At 41.9% G+C, this 19,632-nt stretch carries 18 protein-coding genes; 9 read left to right on the top strand and 9 right to left on the bottom strand.

Annotated elements, in window-relative coordinates; genetic code table 11:
* Positions 1-109 precede the first annotated feature (109 nt).
* A complete protein-coding gene (locus F8R90_RS28435) occupies positions 110-616 on the bottom strand; it encodes a pentapeptide repeat-containing protein (RefSeq protein WP_196512777.1) in 507 nt (168 codons plus the stop codon).
* A 133-nt stretch (positions 617-749) separates the two neighbouring features.
* The gene (locus tag F8R90_RS28440; RefSeq protein ID WP_196512776.1) at positions 750-2,264 is read right to left on the bottom strand and encodes an LCP family protein; all 1,515 of its coding nucleotides are present in this window, start codon (positions 2,262-2,264) and stop codon (positions 750-752) included.
* A gap of 115 nt (positions 2,265-2,379) precedes the next feature.
* Here F8R90_RS28440 and F8R90_RS28445 point away from each other — a divergent pair, with 115 nt between their 5' ends.
* From F8R90_RS28445 to F8R90_RS28465, 5 genes are all read left to right on the top strand, one after another.
* Positions 2,380-3,501 carry a mannose-1-phosphate guanylyltransferase gene (locus F8R90_RS28445; protein WP_196512775.1) on the top strand — a complete coding sequence of 374 codons (1,122 nt, stop codon included), beginning with the start codon at positions 2,380-2,382 and terminating at the stop codon, positions 3,499-3,501.
* A gap of 78 nt (positions 3,502-3,579) precedes the next feature.
* The gene (gene yidD / locus F8R90_RS28450; RefSeq protein ID WP_196512774.1) at positions 3,580-3,876 is read left to right on the top strand and encodes a membrane protein insertion efficiency factor YidD; all 297 of its coding nucleotides are present in this window, start codon (positions 3,580-3,582) and stop codon (positions 3,874-3,876) included.
* Between the two features lie 31 nt (positions 3,877-3,907).
* Positions 3,908-5,554, top strand: a complete 1,647-nt coding sequence (locus tag F8R90_RS28455; RefSeq protein WP_196512773.1) for an ABC1 kinase family protein — start codon at positions 3,908-3,910, stop codon at positions 5,552-5,554.
* 160 nt (positions 5,555-5,714) lie between these two features.
* Complete coding sequence (locus tag F8R90_RS28460; protein ID WP_190901481.1) at positions 5,715-6,695, top strand: ABC transporter ATP-binding protein; 981 nt, start codon at positions 5,715-5,717, stop codon at positions 6,693-6,695.
* 72 nt (positions 6,696-6,767) lie between these two features.
* The gene (locus F8R90_RS28465) at positions 6,768-7,556 is read left to right on the top strand and encodes an ABC transporter permease (protein WP_196512772.1); all 789 of its coding nucleotides are present in this window, start codon (positions 6,768-6,770) and stop codon (positions 7,554-7,556) included.
* 9 nt (positions 7,557-7,565) lie between these two features.
* Here F8R90_RS28465 and F8R90_RS28470 read toward each other — a convergent pair whose 3' ends face one another.
* The 3 genes from F8R90_RS28470 to F8R90_RS28480 all read right to left on the bottom strand — a co-directional run bounded on the left by F8R90_RS28470 (position 7,566) and on the right by F8R90_RS28480 (position 11,356).
* Entirely contained in the window at positions 7,566-9,302 is a 1,737-nt protein-coding gene (locus F8R90_RS28470) for a serine/threonine-protein kinase (RefSeq protein ID WP_196512771.1), read from the bottom strand.
* Positions 9,303-9,480: 178 nt separating this feature from the next.
* Positions 9,481-10,317: an alpha/beta fold hydrolase gene (locus F8R90_RS28475; protein ID WP_196512809.1), complete on the bottom strand. Its 837-nt coding sequence runs from the start codon at positions 10,315-10,317 to the stop codon at positions 9,481-9,483.
* Between the two features lie 118 nt (positions 10,318-10,435).
* Positions 10,436-11,356 carry a bestrophin family protein gene (locus F8R90_RS28480; protein ID WP_196512770.1) on the bottom strand — a complete coding sequence of 307 codons (921 nt, stop codon included), beginning with the start codon at positions 11,354-11,356 and terminating at the stop codon, positions 10,436-10,438.
* 122 nt (positions 11,357-11,478) lie between these two features.
* Between F8R90_RS28480 and F8R90_RS28485 the strand changes: the two genes are divergently transcribed.
* On the top strand, positions 11,479-11,676 hold the full coding sequence (locus tag F8R90_RS28485; protein ID WP_196512769.1) for a hypothetical protein: 198 nt from the start codon (positions 11,479-11,481) through the stop codon (positions 11,674-11,676).
* Positions 11,677-12,121: 445 nt separating this feature from the next.
* Here the strand turns inward: F8R90_RS28485 and F8R90_RS28490 are convergent, their stop codons facing one another.
* From F8R90_RS28490 to F8R90_RS28505, 4 genes are all read right to left on the bottom strand, one after another.
* Positions 12,122-12,508, bottom strand: coding sequence for a VOC family protein (locus F8R90_RS28490; protein WP_196512768.1), 387 nt, complete (start codon positions 12,506-12,508; stop codon positions 12,122-12,124).
* Between the two features lie 581 nt (positions 12,509-13,089).
* Complete coding sequence (locus tag F8R90_RS28495) at positions 13,090-13,914, bottom strand: SIMPL domain-containing protein (RefSeq protein ID WP_196512767.1); 825 nt, start codon at positions 13,912-13,914, stop codon at positions 13,090-13,092.
* 190 nt (positions 13,915-14,104) lie between these two features.
* The gene (locus F8R90_RS28500; protein ID WP_196512766.1) at positions 14,105-14,482 is read right to left on the bottom strand and encodes a hypothetical protein; all 378 of its coding nucleotides are present in this window, start codon (positions 14,480-14,482) and stop codon (positions 14,105-14,107) included.
* 533 nt (positions 14,483-15,015) lie between these two features.
* The gene (locus F8R90_RS28505) at positions 15,016-16,080 is read right to left on the bottom strand and encodes an NAD(P)/FAD-dependent oxidoreductase (RefSeq protein WP_196512765.1); all 1,065 of its coding nucleotides are present in this window, start codon (positions 16,078-16,080) and stop codon (positions 15,016-15,018) included.
* A gap of 144 nt (positions 16,081-16,224) precedes the next feature.
* On the opposite strand from F8R90_RS28505, the gene F8R90_RS28510 reads away from it, so the two are divergent.
* The 3 genes from F8R90_RS28510 (at position 16,225) to F8R90_RS28520 (ending at position 19,346) form a co-directional block, all read left to right on the top strand.
* A complete protein-coding gene (locus tag F8R90_RS28510) occupies positions 16,225-17,067 on the top strand; it encodes a hypothetical protein (protein WP_196512764.1) in 843 nt (280 codons plus the stop codon).
* Positions 17,049-18,374: an O-antigen ligase family protein gene (locus tag F8R90_RS28515; protein WP_196512763.1), complete on the top strand. Its 1,326-nt coding sequence runs from the start codon at positions 17,049-17,051 to the stop codon at positions 18,372-18,374. The genes F8R90_RS28510 and F8R90_RS28515 overlap by 19 nt, the downstream gene beginning before the upstream one ends.
* Positions 18,375-18,824: 450 nt before the next feature.
* On the top strand, positions 18,825-19,346 hold the full coding sequence (locus tag F8R90_RS28520; protein WP_190896596.1) for a Ycf51 family protein: 522 nt from the start codon (positions 18,825-18,827) through the stop codon (positions 19,344-19,346).
* The last annotated feature ends 286 nt before the right edge of the window (positions 19,347-19,632 follow it).

Below are 19,632 nucleotides of genomic sequence, written 5' to 3' on the forward strand. Positions count from 1 at the left end.
CCAAATTAAAATCAAATTGATAATTAATAATACATAGCCTAATAAAAAAGCTTGATTTTCCATTTTTTCGGTAAAATGTCTTTGTTTTTAGGCTTAACGCTGAGGTTCTTTACTTACAACCTAAACTATCTCGCGTTGGCACACCTGTAACCGGATTTACGCCATCCGCTCTTTCACACATTAACGACACTTGATAACGATCAATCAAAGCGTCGGTAAAATCAGCGCCTGTAATTTCGGCATCAAAAAAACGGCTGCGGGTCAAAGTTGCTTCTGTAAAAATGGCATTTTTCAGGTTAGCACCATCCATAGTGACGCGATCGACTAAAGCCCCGCTCAAGTTCGCACCTTCCAGATTTGCTTTTAATAAAACTCCTTTAGTGAGAATTGCGTTGGTTAAATTCGCCCCTTGAAAATTTGTCCCCCGCATTTCTGCTGCTACAAAAGTCACACCTGCCAAATCAGCATTCGAGAAGTCACGATTTTCTAAATTTATATTGTTGTAGTTGATTGTGTTGATTTGAGCAAAAGCCGGTTTGGGATTAAGTATTATCCACAAACATGCTAGTATCAAAATCGCAATCAAACTCAAAAAGCGCAATAAAATCTTTTTCATAACTTTATTATTTCTGAGTAGTCTTTTGTCATTAGTCCTCTCTTACAAAGTTCTGAGCGGAGGTTTCCTCCGCTCAGACTTTGCGCTTTGTCATTTAACCAATAACTAATGACTAATGACTAATGACTCTTGGCTATTTCCAATCTTTACCAATCCGAATTGTGAGATCAGATTCTAAATCACCAATCGCCGACACTTCTATTTGACCCAAGCCTAAGACTTTTTGCAAATCAACTCCAACTCGTCGGTTGCCTTTTTGGACAACAATCTGAGTTTGACGTTGGGTATCTGGCCAATCAGGCACTTTGTAAATATTAGTAAAGCCTTTCTGTTTCAGATAAGCAATAACTTTTTCAGTTAGCTGAGGTTGATTGGAGGCATTTTGAATAGCAATTTTGAGGTTAGGAACCTGACGCATATCTGGTTTCAGACCAGGTACATTTACCCCAACATAATCATTCAACAGGCTCTGTTGTCCTGTCATGTTCAGCCAATAGCTGTCCGGGTCTTTGCTAAAACGGCTAAACGTACCAGGCAACACGGTCATTTGGAAATTATCCCGATCTAAGTTGAGACCGAAGTTCACCAACGCCATCATTTCTTCCATCTTCAGGTTGGTATCAAAGTATTTTCGCATCAAGCGAGTTAATTGAGGCAACCTGGGTAAGACGGTAGGACTATTTAAGCGTTGCAGCAATGCTGCTGTTAGTGCTTGCTGACGCTGCACTCTCGGCAAATCTCCCAAACCTGGTTCGCGGAACCGGGCAAACTGTTCTGCTTGTTCGCCGTTGAGGGTTTGCCAGCCACTGACTAAATTAATTGACAGCCGACTGCTGGAGTCTTTATATTCCATTGATTGGGGAACAAAGACTTCTACTCCGCCTAACTGATCGACTAACTGCCGTAAGCCGCTGGTAGAAATACGGATGTAGCGATGGATTGGGGCGTTGTTTAAGGTACGGCTAACTACCCGTGCTGCCAAGACTGGGCCGCCTTGGGCATTGGCATCAGATACCTTAGTTAATCCCTTTTCTCCCTTTTCGGGGATAGCAATCATCGTATCTCTGGGAATGGAAAGCACCCGTACAGATTTTTCACTAGGGTTAAGCCGTACTAGCAGCATGGAGTCGCTTTTCCCAGCAAAGCTTTCTGGAGAACCATCAACAGTACCGCTGACTGGTTCAATCCCCATAATTAAAATATTCATCGGTCGTGAAAGCTGGTACTGGGAAAGTTTGCTCCATAACTCTCCTGGTAGTGGTATTTTTACCTCGTCTTTAGCAGTTCCTAAATCTTCATCTGTTCGATCTAGGTTGCTCCACAACGGAGTCCAAAGGGCTAAGGTTGATACCAGCAACCCAGATAAGGTAATGCCGATGACAACCGTCATGATCCATAACAGCCATCGAGGCATGGTTAAACCCAGTCTCTCGTAAAGCTCATTGGGAATCGCACCAACAGATTCGACGACGCTACGGTTGGGATTCGCTGGCGGGTTTAGTTCGACCTCCTCCTCCTCTGAGTCGGCTACTGGTGCAGGTGTTACTTGATTTTCCGTTCGTTGAAGTTGCTGCGATCGCACCTCATTTTCAAATGCTACTTGTTGAGATGTCACCGGATTTTCCGACCATTCGACTTGTTTTATCACAATTATCTCCCCACTCAACCACTCCCTAAAAGTATGTTAATGCAAGCTACAAATATTGCCAGTGGAAAAGCTCACTGTAAACTTGTAATGTTCTTCGGTAGGCGTGTATGACAACATGAATACTTTATTGTTCCCCGTAATCCTTGCTGGTGGTAAAGGTGAACGTTTTTGGCCCCTGAGCCGCAAAGACCGACCCAAGCAATTTTTAAGTCTTGATGGTAGCTCTAGAAGTTTATTACAAGCAACCGCCGATCGATTGATAGAACTCGGTGGCGGTGAGTCCAGCGCGGTCTTGGGGGTTTCCCCCATGAGCGACTGGCGAACCCGAACGGGGTGGGATTCCTTGTGGGTGATTACTTCTAGTCAGATAGCTGAAGGGGTAAGACAACAATTACCTGATCTACCATCTCAGAACTTATTGATTGAGTCGGAAGGCAGAGACACTGCCGCAGCCGTTGCTTGGACAAGTTTAGAAATCAAACAGCGCTATGGAGAAGACGCTGTTATTGGCTTTTTCCCTGCTGACCACTGGATTGCTGACGAAAAAGCGTTTGCACACACATTAAGCGCGGCTACGCAACTGGCAGCAAGCACAGCAGCGATCGTTACACTGGGGATCAAGCCTACTTTTCCATCAACCGGTTACGGCTACATTGAACAAGGTGAAAAAATAGGTAGCTTTAATGAGTTGCCAGCTTATCACGTCAACCGCTTTACTGAAAAGCCCGACCGAGAAACGGCAGAGACTTTTTTATCTACGGGACGCTTTAGCTGGAATAGTGGAATGTTCGTTTTTCGGGCAGGGGTTGTTCTCAAGGAACTACATACCCATGCTCCAGAAATTATCGAACCTTTAGAACAACATGGTCCTGATATCTATCCCCAGTTGCCTAAGAAGAGTATAGACTATGCGCTAATGGAAAAGACAACTCTAGCATACGTTTTGCCAGTTGATTTTGGTTGGGATGATTTAGGAGATTGGAATGCGATCGAACGCTTACTGAAGAAAGAGGAAAATCCCAATGTAGAACTCGCTACTCACGTAGGGTTGGACACGCAGGGCGCTATTATTTACGCCTCAAATCCAGAAGATGTAGTTGTTACAATTGGTTTAGAGGATGTGGTGATTGTGCGCGATCGCAATGTCACTCTCGTTGTTAAAAAAGAACGTACCCAGGAAATTAAGCAGATCCTCAAAATTCTTCAAAGCGATTCCCGATTTACCGACCTGCTGTAAAAATTAAAACCCTTGGCAGAGGCGAAAAAGTCTATTTTCCTATTATAACTTGACTGTCTGTTATTTTATCTGACAGTTATGGACATTATTAGCTTTGAGCCTCTCGCCAAAACAATGGCCATCGATTCTATTACTGCCTATCAAAAATATATTTCTCCGTCCAAAGGATTTAGTTGTTCCCATCGCTTATTACATGGTGGGGATTCCTGCTCTAATTACGTCAAACGGATGCTGAGTGAGCAAAAGCTCCACGAAGCCGTACAATCATCCATAAAAAGATTTCAAGACTGTGCCGCAGCTAGCAAAACTTTAACAAGCAGTAAAGCTAGAGCCGACTTCCGTTGTATTGTCATCCCCTGCTGTTTACCTCTTTAACTCCTCTGCATCTTTGCAGTTCTTTACAAAAATGTTCCTCACCCAAACTGTTCCCCGTCAACGAGAAATTCTTGAAGTATTCCTTCGCAATGGCTGGGACTATATGCGAAGGTTACTCACTGGTGGCAAAGCTGATGAACCCCAGCTACCTACACCTGCGGTTTTAAAAAATATCCTGATAGATTTGGGCCCAGTCTACGTAAAACTCGGTCAGCTACTTTCTACGCGTCCAGATTTACTGAGTGCTGCCTACATTGAGGAACTATCAACTCTACAAGACGAAGTACCACCAGTTCCCTGGTCAGAGGTAGAAGTAGTCATCCGCAAACAACTAAAACTCTCTCTGGCAGAAACTTTCAGCACAATTAACCCGATCCCAGTTGCAGCAGGATCAATTGCTCAGACACATCGAGCTACATTAGCAGACGGTCGAGAAGTCGCTCTGAAAGTGCAACGTCCGGGAATTGATATTACAATTGCCCAAGATATTGCTTTAATTCAAGGTATTGCTGATTTAGTGGCGCGGACTGAGTTTGGGCAAACCTATGAAATCAAATCCATCGCCGAAGAATTTACCAAAGCTCTAGAAGCCGAGTTGGATTTTACACGGGAAGCGGGTTTTACAGACCAACTGCGGCGCAACTTATCTAAAAGTCGTTGGTTTGATCCCACGCAAATAGTGGTTGCGGAAATTAACTGGGAATTGACCACAGAAAAATTACTGGTGATGGAATGGCTGGATGGGGTGCCGTTCCTCTCGGCAGATTTAAACAACAACAATAATGGTAAAGATCCTGATGTAGAGCGTAAAGAAATAACTACTTTGTTATTTCGGGTATTTTTTCAGCAACTATATATAGATGGCTTTTTTCACGCTGATCCCCATCCAGGGAACTTGTTTTATCTCAAAGATGGTCGTGTTGCCCTCTTAGACTGTGGCATGGTGGGAAGACTTGATCCCCGCACACAGCAGATATTAACAGAGATGTTGTTAGCGATCGTTGATTTAGATGCTCAAAGGTGCGCTCAGTTAACTTTGCAGCTATCAGATTCTGCCCAACCAGTAATTTTGTCGCGGTTAGAAAATGATTACGATCGCATGTTGCGAAAGTATCACAACGTCAGCCTCACGCAAATAAACTTCAGTCAGATAATTTATGAAGTTTTACAAGTTGCCCGCAACAACAAAATTAGATTACCTAGCAATATGGGTTTGTATGCCAAAACCCTAGCAAATTTAGAGGGTGTAGCGCGGACATTCAACCCGGAGCTTAACTTTTTTGATGAAGTAAAACCATTAATTACAGACTTGTTTCGTCGGCAGTTACTAGGCGATAATCCAGTGCGATCGCTCCTCAGAACAGCCCTAGATATTAAAAGTCTCTCTCTCCAATCTCCCCGTCAAATAGAACTGTTATTAGACCGAGTTACCTCAGAAACCTTACAGTGGAATCTATCGCTGCGGGGGTTAGATGGCGTGCGGCGCACTATGGACGATGCGGCTAACCGACTATCTTTTAGTATATTAGTGGGTTCGCTGATTATGGGTGCAGCAATTATTTCCACCAGAGCGCAGACAACTCAGCTATCTTTTTTAAGCACCATCCTCTTTGCCGTCGCTAGTTTATTGGGTTTGTGGTTAATTATTAGTACATTGCGATCGGGACGTTTACGCTAAAGTCTATGTGTTGTGCCTGAGTAATGCCCACCACAGGAAATCATCATATGTCACTGGCAAAAATACCTACTTTAGTATTTGGAACCACAGAAAAATAGCAATCAACATCATGATTTATGTGTGTTTACCCGTGTACATCTGTGGTTCTAATATAAAAAATATGTCAATCATCATTGCTGAAAAGCTAAGTAAATCTTATCCAGTGGCAGTTAAAAGTCCGGGTATTAAAGGTACAATCACCCACTTTTTTCGCCGCACCTACCGCACAATTCAAGCAGTTCAGGATGTTTCCTTTGAAATTGCTCCTGGTGAAGTAGTGGGGTTTTTGGGCCCAAATGGTGCTGGTAAAACAACCACACTCAAAATGCTCACGGGGTTGATTCATCCCTCTAGCGGTAAAGTTCAAGTAGCTGGACAAATTCCGTTTCATCGGAAAGAAGCATTTTTGCAAAAAATTACCTTGGTAATGGGGCAAAAGCAGCAGCTAATTTGGGACTTACCAGCGCTGGATTCTTTGAGAATTAATGCTGCTGTATACAACATCTCTGATAAAGAGTTCCAGCGGCGGGTGGGAGAACTAACAGAGATGCTTTCCCTAGAAGGCAAACTTACCCAACCAGTGCGGAAGCTATCTTTGGGTGAACGAATGAAAGCGGAATTGCTAGCAGCACTTTTGCACCGTCCTCACGTATTATTCCTAGATGAACCAACGCTGGGACTAGATGTAAATGCTCAGGTGGCGGTGCGCGATTTTTTGCGCGACTACAATCAGCGTTATCAAGCTACAGTGCTGTTGACGAGTCATTACATGGCTGATATCACAGCTTTGTGTCAGCGAGTGCTGTTGATTCACCAAGGAAGGCTGATGTATGACGGTAGTTTAGATGGACTACTAGAACGTTTTGCCCCTTACCGAGAAGTTCATATAGAGTTAGCCCAACCTCTACCGATAGAAAAACTTATGACCTATGGTGATGTGCAACACTTAGAAGGGCGATCGGTGCATTTTATGGTGTCAAGAGAGGCGCTCACCCGCACGGTTTCTCAGATTTTGACGGATTTAGAGGTAATTGATTTAACAGTTACCGAACCGCCTGTGGAAGAAGTGATTGGACGAGTTTTTCAGGCGGGTGTCGTGTAGTACAGACGCGATTAATCGCGTCTGTACAAGAGTGGAGAATTCTGGATAATTTTTGTAGCGGGAAGTGAATAAATGAAGCAGATAATCAGAAAAGCCTTAACTTTGCTGTCAGTATACTACGCCTATATGGTTGAGTATCGAGCAGAACTAATCTTATGGGTTTTGGCTGGCTCTTTGCCGATTATCCTTATGGGTATCTGGATACAGGCAGCACAAGGAGGACAGTTTGGACTATCACCTGTGGATTTTGCTCGTTACTTTATCACAGTTTTCATTGTTAGACAATTAACAGTTGCTTGGGTAATTTGGGACTTTGAAAGAGAGGTAGTAGAAGGCAGGCTTTCGCCCAAGTTGCTACAACCACTCGACCCCGTATGGCATCATGTTGCGAGTCATATTTCTGAAAGATTTGCTCGGCTAACGTTTGCTTTTCTACTAGTGGGATTATTTTTTATTCTTTATCCCCAGGCTTTTTGGTTACCAAGTTTGAGTAGGTTTTTGCTGTTTACATTGGCGGCGGTGCTAGCTTTTGCTTTGCGGTTTACGATTCAGTACACCTTTGCCATGTTCGCCTTTTGGACAGAACGGGCTAGCGCTTTAGAAAATTTTTGGTTGTTATTTTATCTATTTTTATCTGGTTTGATAGCACCTTTAGAGGTCTTTCCAGAACCTGTGCAGAAAATAGTGATGTTTACGCCTTTTCCCTATTTGATTGATTTTCCTGCGAGTCTTTTGGTAGGGCTACCCGTGGATATAGGGCGAGGATTTGGGTCAATGGTGGGATGGATATTAGTGTTTTTGGGTGCGAATCGTTTGCTGTGGCGTGCGGGTTTGAAGCGGTATTCTGGGATGGGAGCATGATTTACAATGCTAGAGATTTTCTAAATTACTTGGTATCGTCTTAAAGTTTTCTGCCGTCCCCAAAGAATAATCTTCTAACTTAAAATCAGCAAAAGGCTTCTTCTCTAACCTATCCCGTAATGCCTCATCAATAATTACACTTGCTGATTGTTTTTTAACACCAATGATTATAATACTTTTCTGATATTTAGTTAAATCCTGATTTGCCTGACAATCACTCCGTTGAAATTGTCCCAAATTTAATATACGATAGCCTTTGACACTTGGTGTATTAATAAATAAATTTTTCACTAAAAGTTGTACTTGTTTGGAACGTTCTAAAGACATTCGCTGTTGAACTGCTATATTACCTTTACAAGAAACTGTGCCTACAGAAATAATCTCACTAGGATCTTCCATTATCTTCTGTATACCTTCCTGTTCTAAGTTCAACTTTAAAAGGTCTAGACTAATAATTTCATCATTATATTTAATTTGAAAATTGCTACCTAAAAGCCATTTATATTCTAGTGATAAAACAGCTATATTAAATTCGGCTACCTTCCCCTGACTATCCCTACCTTCTTGATAAGGAAAATAATCAATATTACCTTTTTTTTGTGGAGATTGACCGTAATTTTGCCTCACAGAAAATTTTGATGTCCGCGTTGCTAATACCACTATACTAAGTAATCCTAATATGACTAACAGGGCTACAAAAAATGCCAGTAGTGGTACTTCTTCTGTCTGTTTCTGTGGAGATAATGAAGTTTTAGTAATTAGTGCTGGCAATTCCTCAATTTTACAATCATCTAATAAATTAATGTTTTCAGCAGTAGTTTCTATTAGTTGGGTTTCAATTTCTTCTAGGCGTTGTAAAATCTCCTGAGTATTTGCAGGACGCTTTTCTATATCCGGTGCTGTGAGCCAATCAATTAAATTCAATAGTAAGGGTGAGATATGGATGGCATGATTTTGCCAGTGCAACAAATTTTGCTGGACATCATACATATCTAAAGGATGGTATCCCGTGAGTAAAAATACAAAAGTGCGTCCCAAGGCAAAGAAATCTGATTGCGGTACTGCTTGAGCATTCATTTGTTCTGGAGCGCTGTAGCCAGATGACATCAGTGCTGTCATCCCGTCGCTGTTGTTGAGTTTGTCTGGGTAGGTTCTGTCAATTTCTGTGGCGGTGCCAAAATCAATCAGTACTAAATCCCCCCAACCCTTCCCAAGGGAGGATCGAATCATGATATTAGATGGCTTAATATCTCGATGCAGGTACTGTTGACCATGCACTAAATCCAAAATTTCTACCAATTGTTTTAACCAGGCCAAAGCTTGTTCCTGTGAAATAGGGTAATTCTGCTGTTGCTGCTTTAGCCACTCTTCTAAGTTGTACCCATCGATTTTTTCCATTGCAATGCAATGCAACACTAAACCATTTCGGGTTTGATACTGGAAGTAACTATCCTCTTTGGGAATGCCAGGATGCTTGAGTTGTCTCAATACAGTTACTTCTTGCTGAAATAGTTCTACTGCTTTGGCATCGCTTGATAGATCGTCTTTGAGTATCTTGAGGATTTTAGGGGTATCTTGTTCGTATGCTTCATAAACTTTACTAAACCCTGTTTTGTCACTCAACAGGCACATCACCCGATAACGCCCTAGCAATTCCAAATGGGAACCACAACTTTGACAAAAGCGGTTTTGATGATTATTCGGATGGTTTGGTTTAGGGCAAACGGGATTGATACAAAGGCTCATGACTGGCTTATCCGTACATTAACAGTTATCAGTTATGAGTTATCAGCGTTCACGAGTTACTGATAACTCATAACTGATTTAAGAGGAATACAGACGCGTAGCAGTTTGTTGCTAGACATCGCTCCTATTAATTCTTCTGTTGCCGTATGATAATCCCGTCCAATAATTATGAGATTTTCTATCTGTGTTCTGCCAATAAAGCTGCTACAGTTTGGTTAAATGCCTCTGGTTGTGTCAAAAACGGCCAATGATTGCCGGGAACTTGGCAGATGCGTAAGTTTTTAAGATAGGTTTTGTAGGGTTTAATTTGCCAATCTTGGCGGTTCAATCCTTGTTCTGGCTGGACGAAGATGGCAGGGGTGTCAAGGGGGATTGTAAAACCAGGCACTTGCATTACTGCCTCAAAAATGCTGTCACGGGCGGCTATGGTAAATTTGCTGCCCCAACTACCATCGGGTTTTTGTTCTATTCCTGCTTGAAAGACTTGCTGCTGTAAGGAACTCCATCCTTGATATTGCTTTAACTGCTGTGCTTGTTGTTCGGCTTCTTCATGAGTGGCAAAGGGACCCATACTTTTGAGAAAAGGCAAGAAGCGATACAACATGGGAAAAGTTACCCTGAGAAGACTGGGCATTTTCCAGATGAAAATTGGATCGACCAGAATTATACTCCGCAAACGCTTTGGGTTTTGCCTTGCCCAGATGGCGGCTAATTTGCCTGTCCATGAGTGGCTGACAATATGGGCAAAAGTCCATCCGAGATGATCCATAAGTGCTTCGAGGTCTGCGATCGCACTTTCAAAGCTATAATCTCTCTCAGGTTTACTACTTTGGCCATGTCCGCGCATATCTGGTGCAACTATGTGGTAGTCTGCCGCTAGGTAATTTCCTAAACTAGACCACACTAGAGCATGGTCGCCTAAGCCGTGTAACAGCAGTAAAGGTTCTTGTCCTTGGTTCCACTCTAAATAAGAAAGTTGGATATCAGGCTTTGATAAAGTTTGACGTACAGGCATCATTGCACATCCACCAATGAAGAGATTGTTTCGCGTTTATATAGTACTGCGAAAGAAGATGGACGCGGCGAGATGGGACTTGACAGCTATAACCAAATCTTGGAACTTCTTTCCAATCTCAACTTTTCTCATAGGTCAAATTACTTGAATGCGATCGCGTATTTGGAGTTAGAGTAATTAAATCATCAATGTTGCGTTTCATTGTGTCGCAAATCGCATCTAGAGGTAAGTCGTTAGGATCATAACCAAAGGGGTTTTCTATCTCCAAGCCGATGGCTTCAATGCCAAATACTGTAAAACCAACTAAAGCAGCAATTAAACCTGTCCACCAACCCAGAGTCTGCACTATTTGAAAGGGTAGCAGGAAACAATATAGCAGCAATAATTGCTTAAGATGAATGGCATAAGCTAATGGCATAGGTGTTTTTAAAATGCGTTCGCAAGCACCTAAATTATCCACAAGATTATTCAATAATTCTTGCATAGATGTTAACTGGTAGCTATTAAGGCAATTACGATGGTACTGCTCCTGTAAATAATCTCCTATCCAAAAGGCGACCTCTATAGGGGGATTATTCATAATCTTCAGTTTTATATACTTACTAGATGGCAATAAATCTTCTAACTCGCTATTGACTGCTTCTCCCCGCAAATGTAATTTAGTTGTCACAGCAAAAGCTACCAACAAATTTAATGCTGTAATTTTATTATCTTTATCTTCTGGAGAGATTTCATCAATTGATACCCAAATTTGCCGTGCCAGATTTCGGATATTATTTACTAAGGAACCCCAGCATTTTCTGCCTTCCCAAAATCGATCATAAGCGGTATTTGTGCGAAATACAAGTAACAAACCTAAAACAATACTAGGAATAACGCTTCCTAAAATAGGTTGGGATACAGGCAAATCAAAATGGTAAAGTATAGAAATCAAAAATCCGAAAGCTCCGCACCATAAAATATGTTTATAAACCGCTTTCATTACCGAACCTTTAAGTTGTAATGTTGTGCGTAGCCATGTGAGTTTTTCGGCTTTCATACAGTCACCCTAAGAGAATATTTACTGAACCGATAGATTAAACATCGATACATTAAAAATAATAACTATAGAAATAGCACAATTGGCAAAGAGGATATTGTAATATAGCGGTTCCCATTCAGATGCGGTACAACATTACATCACGAGGTTTAGGGCACGGCACTGCCCATACATGTCAACTTAACGTGAAAGCCATCCTAGAAGCAGCTTTTAGATATTGTCTCGTTCCCAGTCGGAGACTGGGAATGCCGTCCTCTCTTGCTGGCGGCAGAGCCGCCAGGAGCAGCATTTCCAGCCCAGAGGCTGGAAACGAGATTTGAAAAGGCTTTTAGCTTAAGTTGACACCAATGGGCACTGCCGTGCCCCTACGGGTGTACCTCACGTAAACGAGAACTATAAGTAGTGATGGAAAGATAACAGTATATGCTGGCGGTGATGGCTGTATCCTGCCTTCTGTTACAATCTGCTGAGGTAGGTAGGGGAGGCTGTTCCCAAGCGTATTGCCTTATGTATATCAAAGCGATAGCTACGGCTGGCTACGCCTACGCGGCTAATTGTAAGTAAATGTAAAGATTTCTCGGTAGCTGCATAAATCCCGCACCTCACGCCGATAAATCGATAGAAGAAAAGGTACATGGCTATCGATAATAGTTATACAGCATTAGTCAGTATCATGTACTCCAGTAAATCAAAAAGTTCTAACCTGTATAAATCCTGCCCTGTAAATTAAACGTTTAGACATAACTTATTTAGTTATGTCTTTTTTTAGCGGTTAGTCTCAAAACGTTGAATTTCAATTAAATAACCACTGGGATCACGCAAAAAACAGTGGTAAATGTTGTACTTTTTGTTTAGTTTAGGTGGCTTTTCAAATTCGATGCCACGTTGTTTGAGATATTCAAACCACTCATCCACCTGCTGTGTAACCAAGGTAAAAATAACACTTGATTGCATGTCGGCTGGAGGAGTTGATATTTCGCTTGCTTGACACAATCCTAAATATCCAGAACCGCTAACAGTGTAAATTCTACAGATTCCTTGGTCAAGCCACAACTCCAAGCCCAGCTTTTGTTCGTAGAATTCTGCGGACGCATTGAGATCATGAGTATAAAAGAAGGTAACCTGCTGTTCTATTGGCGGACGATCAGACATAAAATAGATTTGAGTATATACCCTAACGACATCTGGCGATCGCATAGGTAAAAATTGATTGATGTTAGAAACCTGTTACTACTCCAGATGCCTTAAGTGCATCTGGAGTTTCTTTTTGGAAAAAGCGATGTCTACGACGGGCTGCGCCTACGCAATTTTCCAAATCATCCGGATATGCCAAAACACGGCTGAATAAGGATGCATACTGAATTATCTATATTTAACACGGGGCATCACTTATTGATGTACCCCTTCTGCCAAACAACTCTCGCAAAACAGCCTCAGTGCATCTGGGGCTGTTTTGCGTTACTTTCAACAGAGAAGTTGTGTAAACGAGAAGCACAGCAGTTGATCCTTAGACATCTTTAACTGTATTTGAGTGTATACCCTGATGACGTAGAATGCTCGTCACGGTGAAAATTTGGTATAGGTAAATGCGTATCTTTCCTGACTCCAGATTTGTCACAAACATTTCTGGAGTTTTTTCATTATTAGAGTTGTTTACAGCTAAGGCAAAATAGTCAAGCGATCGCACTTATAATCTTGACTCAATCAAAGTGAGATACACGTAATATAAATGATTATTTCGTTGTATATGTCACAAAAATATCCTTTTTCATCTCTACTTCTGCCGGGGCATCTGGATTATAAGCTGGTGATAATAAAAAACTAGCAAATGACGGCAAAGGAACTCCAGTTTTGGAACTACATGAGGGATAGAATAATGTATAAAAAGGTTCGGCTATAGAAGGAGTATCAAGTTTAACACTCATAGCAGTTGCTAAAGCCTGAGCGCGACTTTGAGCGTCTTTCATCGCTGATTGATAAACTGAACTCTGCAAAGCTTGACAGTCATTGGCTGCATACTCAACGCCCACGCTCTTGACAGAAAGATTTTCAATTTCACTTGTCGCTTTGTTCGCTGTAGCAACAATCTCCTGGACGCGATCGCGTGTTGGCTTTTCCAATCTCACCAATATTTTGGCGCTATTTTCACTGGAATTAGTGCTAATTTGCACTTGAATTTTATCAGCCCTAACTCCTTTTGCAACTAGGCTATTAACTACAGGCTGGAGAGTTGCTTTAGTTAGAGATTTTGTGTTTGGTAAAGGTTCTGCTGCTGTTTTGTAATTTAAGAGTAGAGTCCGTGAGGGCAAGCGACGGGCTTCAGGTAGAGATGATGGTTGCGTTTCTAACTCATCATTGCTAGCTTCCCTACTGAATACCAATTCAATATCCGCTGTATCTGCTGGCACTCTCACTACTCCTTGCCCGATTACCATTATTGAATGGCGATCGCTTGCTGGTGGGTAAAATAATTGGGCATTAGTGGCTTTGGGTGTTAATGCTCCCATCCCGACAGTCACAGTAATACTTACCAACATTAGAGCAGTTATTTTTCTCATGTCCTGGGATGTCCTTTGAACCTCTTAATTGTCAAATTTTACACCTCAATAGCAAGCAATATGCTTAAAAAAATATTGAGCTATTCCCACGAGTTTTACACTGACTTGAGTCATGGGATTAGCTCAAAAATTAAAAATTCACTGCGGGCATTATGATATCTCAGCAGAGAGCCAAATCTTGTTAAAACTATTAACCAAACCAGTGAGAGGGTTCACAAGTTGATTGAACTGTTTCACAAACATGGTGGCTAATCCAATCTGACTTTTCTTGAACGATTAAACAAATACCTTGGTGAATCAAATTCTGTAAGTGTAGTTGCTGCTCTAAGGGTTTACGAGGCAATTTGTAATAAGCCAAGTTTCCTTGTTCAGCTTCAGCTAGCGGAATCTGTGCGTCAGACATCGCGCTGTAAAAGGAGGGAATGCGGTTGAGGACGAAAGCAATTAGCTCTTGGCGTAAGTCAGGAATCGCAAAGGCTTGTTGATATGGATGGTATGGATATGTATCCAAAACGCTTTCAATCTCACTGACTATTGATTGCTGTGTTAAATTGACTACCGTTTTCATGATTTTTAAACCCCTTTTTTATTCCAGTCAATGATTGGTGGAGAAAATAACTTTTTTAGATGGCAACGTCGTTATGACAATCAGTTAGAAATAATCCAACTGATAGATGTAATAAATCCCGAAACTAGTCTTTTATACTGGGTGAATGTCAGACATTTTTCCTTGCTTATTTTAGTTAAAGTTTATACTTTTTAACAGTATGAATTAATTAAAATAGCATCCGATATGCTGACATCTTCTCAACATTTTATATTTATAATCCTAATTATTTCAAATTTCTGCCTTTTTGGCAGAAATTTACACAAAACGCAGCATTAAAGATAGGGGATCAAGACTAACAGCAATAAAACAACTTGAATTAGGAACAAGTTTTTAATGAAGTTAACCTTTCTTGGTAATTTACATCACATTTTACGTTTGCTGCAAAAATTGCTGTTTCATCTAAAAAACTTATTTGTTGCACCTTGATTTAGTGAGTCATAAAAATAGCGACTCGCTATAGTGCAAAATCAGTCTAACGACAGATGAAAGGATCAGGTAAAAACGTTGAGAAAGTTCACATTTTCTAAAGGTAGATGACGTAACTGATTATTAATTTCATCAGCAGCCGCTAATCCAGAAACCATCGCACTTTCCACAAGATTGCCGCCACACCAATCACCACAGCAAACTAAAGGTAGAGGAGTTCCGGCAGACAGAAAGGCCTCGTGCCAAGGACGGCTAGGAAAGGCATAACGCCAACGATGTACTTGCATCCATTCGGGAGTATTCAGCCAAGGGAGCGACAGAGATTCAGCTGCTCGTTGCAACATATACTGTCCGGCCGGTTGTAAATCCTGGGATTCTAGATGGCGTTGGGCAAAATCCGCGCTACTTTGCACCACAAAATGTGGTTGTTGAGGATTAGAACGCTTGCTACTATCCAAACCAATCCATGCTAAATCAGCATCATCCACAAAAGTTAGAGCTTTCCACTGAGGGAGTGGTTGGGATGTGGGAGGATATCCAGCGATCGCACTAATCGAAGGATAAAATTCTACAGAACGCAAGTTGTCAAGAAAGGCTGCATCCAATCCACTTTCACCCAAAGGTTCTAACAGCATCACAGCTTGGGGTGCAGGAATGGCGACAACTAAAGCTTTTGCAGTTAATTCTTCGTTGCTAGATTCGAGAGCCAAACGCCAACTATTTTCGGGAGTTGGGGTAATAGCAATGACACGCTGATTCAGTAATATTTCTAAACCTGGGGCGAGGGATTTAGCAATCGCACTCATGCCTCCAGGTGCAACATATCGCGGACTGCGGTTTTTGGGTTCAGATAAAGGAGCACCTGCTGTGAGTTCGTAAACCTCCTCCGTCCAAACTTCGAGGATATGGCGCGATCGCAATATCTCCACAAAACGTCCCAACAATTCACCCTTTGGCTTCAGGTAACAAGCCCCATGATCCGCCAAAGTTCCATGCAAGCGGCGTGTAGCTAGTCTTCCTCCCAAACCACGGGACTTTTCTACCACTAGCACCGAATATCCAGCTTGACTTAACTGCTGGGCGCAGACTAAACCAGCTATTCCGGCACCAATCACTGCAATATCAGTCATGAGTCAGTAGTCCTTAGTCATTGGTTATTAGTTATTGGTCATTAGTTATTCGTTATTATCAAAGGACAAAATTACTACTAATGACTGCTGAAAGCTAATAGTAGAATAAGGTACAGAAAGCTGCATGGAAGGGAGGAAGGGAAATTGGATGAGATGAGGGCGGCGCTAGAGTTAGCGACCGAAGAAGAATTGCAAGACTTAACGGCAATTCTATTTAGTCGTAAGTTCAATCCCCTAGACTATGTACACACACCCGAACCCATCGAAGTGCAAAGCCAAGACCGTAAAGCCTGGCTAGACGCACTAGAGGGTCGCTTTCGTTTTTTGGCAGCAGATGGAATGACGGTATTGCGGGGACGCACAGGCCAGGTAACTTACCGACAAGCCTTAGTTCAAGTATGTAAGTATCTAAAAATTCCCTATTCTAATCAACTGGCAACCATTGATTTAGAAGCAGAAGTATTTTTGCATCTACTAGGACAAGTGTGGAAAAAATTGCCTGAACAAGAAAAGCAGAAATTGACTCTACGAGTGCAGCGTCACCTTGTCAAATCAGAACTAAAAGAACCGCTACCACTTTTATTGCAGCGTGACCCCTTGGGGTTACTTTTCAAAGGCGGTAGTGCATTAGCGGTGACTTCTCTTCTCCAGCCACTTGTGCTTAAGCAAATTGCCCGTCAATTTGCCATCCACTTTGCTACCTATGAAGTAGCCAAACAAGCGGCGATTACAGGTTCAGAAGCAGCTACAACGCAGTTTAAAAGCCATGTAGCTATGCGAATGGCCCAGCGAGGTATGACTGTGAATGCTGCTCGTTATGGGGCAGCCCGCAGTATGTTTGCCGTGATTGGGCCGATAATGTGGACTTGGTTTTTTGCGGATTTAGGGTGGAGAGCGATCGCCACTAACTATGGTCGGATCATCCCTACTATTTTTGCTTTAGCTCAAATTCGCCTCACTCGTGAGGAATGTTGGGAACCAGCTTGAACAAGGTTTTTGACTATTTCAAGTCTCGTTGGCAATCTTCTTGGAACTACTCTCTATGGGCACTGTTAATTTTCCCATTGAGTCCTTTATTGGGGGCTGTGACTATAGGTTTTGTATCATTAATAACTTGGTTGAAACAATACCGCAAAATTAGTCGCCGCCCCCTCAATTGGGGATTTGCCCTTTTGAGTGTGTTGCTAATCGTGAGTGCTGGGTTTGCCGATGACAAGACAGCAGCTTTCCTCGGCTTATTTAATTTATTACCATTTTTTTTACTTTTCGCTGCCCATAGCGCTCTAATTCAAACATTTGTTCAATTGCGGCAAATGGCTTGGATTTTGGTAATCGGTTCTATGCCGATGGTGATTATTGGCTTGGGGCAATTATTTTTGGGCTGGAGTTTGAAGTTAGAGATTTTGTGGATTGTGTTGGATTGGACGATCGCACCAGGAGGAAATCCGCCAGGTCGCATAGCTTCACTCTTCTTGCACGCTAATACTTTCGCAGCTTATCTAGTGATAGTTTTCATCCTTGGTCTAGGGTTGTGGTTAGAAAACTATCAGCAACTAAGAGTCAAGAGTCAAAAATCATTTCTCCCCCTCCTCTTCCTAACCGTGGCGATGATTACAAATTTCATCGCCTTGATTTTTACCAACTCGCGCAATGGGTGGGCGATCGCTATTTTTGCCTGTTTAGCTTATGCACTCTACCAAGGTTGGCGCATTCTTATGGGTGGTGTGGCTGCGATCGTCTCTAGTGTGCTTTTGGCAGCTTTCGCACCCTCACCAGTCGCTCAATTTTTTCGCCGGGTAGTTCCTGCTTTCTTTTGGGCAAGATTAAATGACGATATGTATCCAGATAGACCAGTTGCTTTAATGCGAAAAACTCAGTGGCAGTTTGCTTGGTCTTTAGCTCAAGAACATCCTTGGACTGGCTGGGGGTTACGCAGTTTTAGTGGACTCTACAGAGCAAAGATGCAGATTCCCTTAGGTCATCCCCATAATTTGTTTTTGATGTTATCTGCTGAAACTGGTTTTCCCAGTACTTTTTTATTTTGTGGTTTACTTGCTTGGATTCTGATTTCAGGCGGGCAATTATTGCGAAAGTCAAAATATATAAATACAGAAGACAGATTGATATTTTTCAGTTATTTTCTGGCTTTTGTTGGGTGGGTTCTATTGAATACAGTAGATGTAACCCTTTTCGATTTTCGATTGAATGCGCTTTCATGGTTAATTTTGGCTGCCATTTGTGGAGTAGTACATCGTTATAATCAACAACACAGGCTGGGATATCATCAAAATTAGGCATTAGTTGTTTTCAGTGTATGCACTGGGGACATTTAGAGTTTGAAGTTAATAAGATTACTATATTCACGTCTGTGACTGTGAGTGTGACTAATACCTAATTAGTCACTGTTGCTGATTGTTGGGAAGGTGTAGGGACAACCCTTTGGGGTTTTCCTGCATGACGGGCATCTCTTGTAGATGCCCTTTTGTATTTTTATTATTTTTACTCAGTTAAGCACAATTTTAAAAGATATTGAATTTGACGGAATATCTAAAAAATTTTTATCTTTTATAAAGAAGTATAAAACATGATTATTGAAATTAAGCTAGGTTTTTGTAACTCGCTACAGCCTATCTATTTGTATGTGAAAAACGGAGAATTAAAGACTACGATAACCTCTATAGTGTAAGCTCTCGGTAAAATGGGTGTGTCGGTAACGAAAAAAAGACGCATTCATAACCAACCTTATGCTCACAACAGCTGACTTTCTTCAGTACACCCAATGGTCAGGCATAGCTACCTTGGTATTTGCTGCCTTAACAGTTTTGGCTTTTATTCTCAAATGGGGCATCCGCTTTCGCCTGGTGGGTACGACTGGCTTTATGCTGGTGCTGACGGGTGGTTTATTTGGACTTTCGATAGTCCCATTGAGTCGGACTGTGATTCCAGGAGCAGCCCGGTACACTCTAGTTTATGACAATGGGTCAACACAAGCGGTGATTGCCACATCACCCCAAATTACACCCACACAATTAGAAGCAACTTTACGTCAAGCAGCCAGTAATTTGTTTTCTTATGGTCGCTCAGGTACACGGGAAGACGAAAAGTTGACAGTTCGCGCCCGTACCATTATCCACCCAGAACCAGGGACTTCTGTACCAGTTTACTTGGGTGAGGCCAAGCGATCGCTCGTTTCTCGTCAAAATTCTCCAGTCACAGTCAAAATTTACACAGACAATTTCGCCCAATTGCCAAAACCCACAGCTTAAGAAGCACGGAGTTAGGGGAGCAGGGAGGAATTTTTGTAGAAGTTTCTCCTTATCCCCTCTGACCCATTTCACAGGACACAATAATTTACCTGTCATCAGGATGACAAAATTTATTTTGTATTTACTGATACATTAATAGTTATTTTTAGATTAAGATATTCACACTTTAGTAGTTCCACTGTGGGTAAAAGTCAATCAGCGTGCAGGTAATGGGTATTGATAGTTGTGATTTGTCAGTTGTTATCCTAATTACCACTGTTGCCATTTTCACAAGTCTTTGCGGCAC

This window comes from Nostoc sp. NZL, from assembly GCF_015714705.1.
Lineage (GTDB): Bacteria > Cyanobacteriota > Cyanobacteriia > Cyanobacteriales > Nostocaceae > Nostoc > Nostoc foliaceum_A.

What these genes read in the sequence shown, in the direction of transcription:
- F8R90_RS28435 (WP_196512777.1), bottom strand. Translation starts at nt 616, where the DNA reads ATGAAAAAGATTTTATTGCGCTTTTTGAGTTTGATTGCGATTTTGATA.
- F8R90_RS28445 (WP_196512775.1), top strand. Translation starts at nt 2,380, where the DNA reads ATGAATACTTTATTGTTCCCCGTAATCCTTGCTGGTGGTAAAGGTGAA.
- yidD (WP_196512774.1), top strand. Translation starts at nt 3,580, where the DNA reads ATGGACATTATTAGCTTTGAGCCTCTCGCCAAAACAATGGCCATCGAT.
- F8R90_RS28455 (WP_196512773.1), top strand. Translation starts at nt 3,908, where the DNA reads ATGTTCCTCACCCAAACTGTTCCCCGTCAACGAGAAATTCTTGAAGTA.
- F8R90_RS28460 (WP_190901481.1), top strand. Translation starts at nt 5,715, where the DNA reads ATGTCAATCATCATTGCTGAAAAGCTAAGTAAATCTTATCCAGTGGCA.
- F8R90_RS28465 (WP_196512772.1), top strand. Translation starts at nt 6,768, where the DNA reads ATGAAGCAGATAATCAGAAAAGCCTTAACTTTGCTGTCAGTATACTAC.
- F8R90_RS28470 (WP_196512771.1), bottom strand. Translation starts at nt 9,302, where the DNA reads ATGAGCCTTTGTATCAATCCCGTTTGCCCTAAACCAAACCATCCGAAT.
- F8R90_RS28475 (WP_196512809.1), bottom strand. Translation starts at nt 10,317, where the DNA reads ATGCCTGTACGTCAAACTTTATCAAAGCCTGATATCCAACTTTCTTAT.
- F8R90_RS28480 (WP_196512770.1), bottom strand. Translation starts at nt 11,356, where the DNA reads ATGAAAGCCGAAAAACTCACATGGCTACGCACAACATTACAACTTAAA.
- F8R90_RS28485 (WP_196512769.1), top strand. Translation starts at nt 11,479, where the DNA reads ATGCGGTACAACATTACATCACGAGGTTTAGGGCACGGCACTGCCCAT.
- F8R90_RS28490 (WP_196512768.1), bottom strand. Translation starts at nt 12,508, where the DNA reads ATGTCTGATCGTCCGCCAATAGAACAGCAGGTTACCTTCTTTTATACT.
- F8R90_RS28495 (WP_196512767.1), bottom strand. Translation starts at nt 13,914, where the DNA reads ATGAGAAAAATAACTGCTCTAATGTTGGTAAGTATTACTGTGACTGTC.
- F8R90_RS28500 (WP_196512766.1), bottom strand. Translation starts at nt 14,482, where the DNA reads ATGAAAACGGTAGTCAATTTAACACAGCAATCAATAGTCAGTGAGATT.
- F8R90_RS28505 (WP_196512765.1), bottom strand. Translation starts at nt 16,080, where the DNA reads ATGACTGATATTGCAGTGATTGGTGCCGGAATAGCTGGTTTAGTCTGC.
- F8R90_RS28515 (WP_196512763.1), top strand. Translation starts at nt 17,049, where the DNA reads ATGTTGGGAACCAGCTTGAACAAGGTTTTTGACTATTTCAAGTCTCGT.
- F8R90_RS28520 (WP_190896596.1), top strand. Translation starts at nt 18,825, where the DNA reads ATGCTCACAACAGCTGACTTTCTTCAGTACACCCAATGGTCAGGCATA.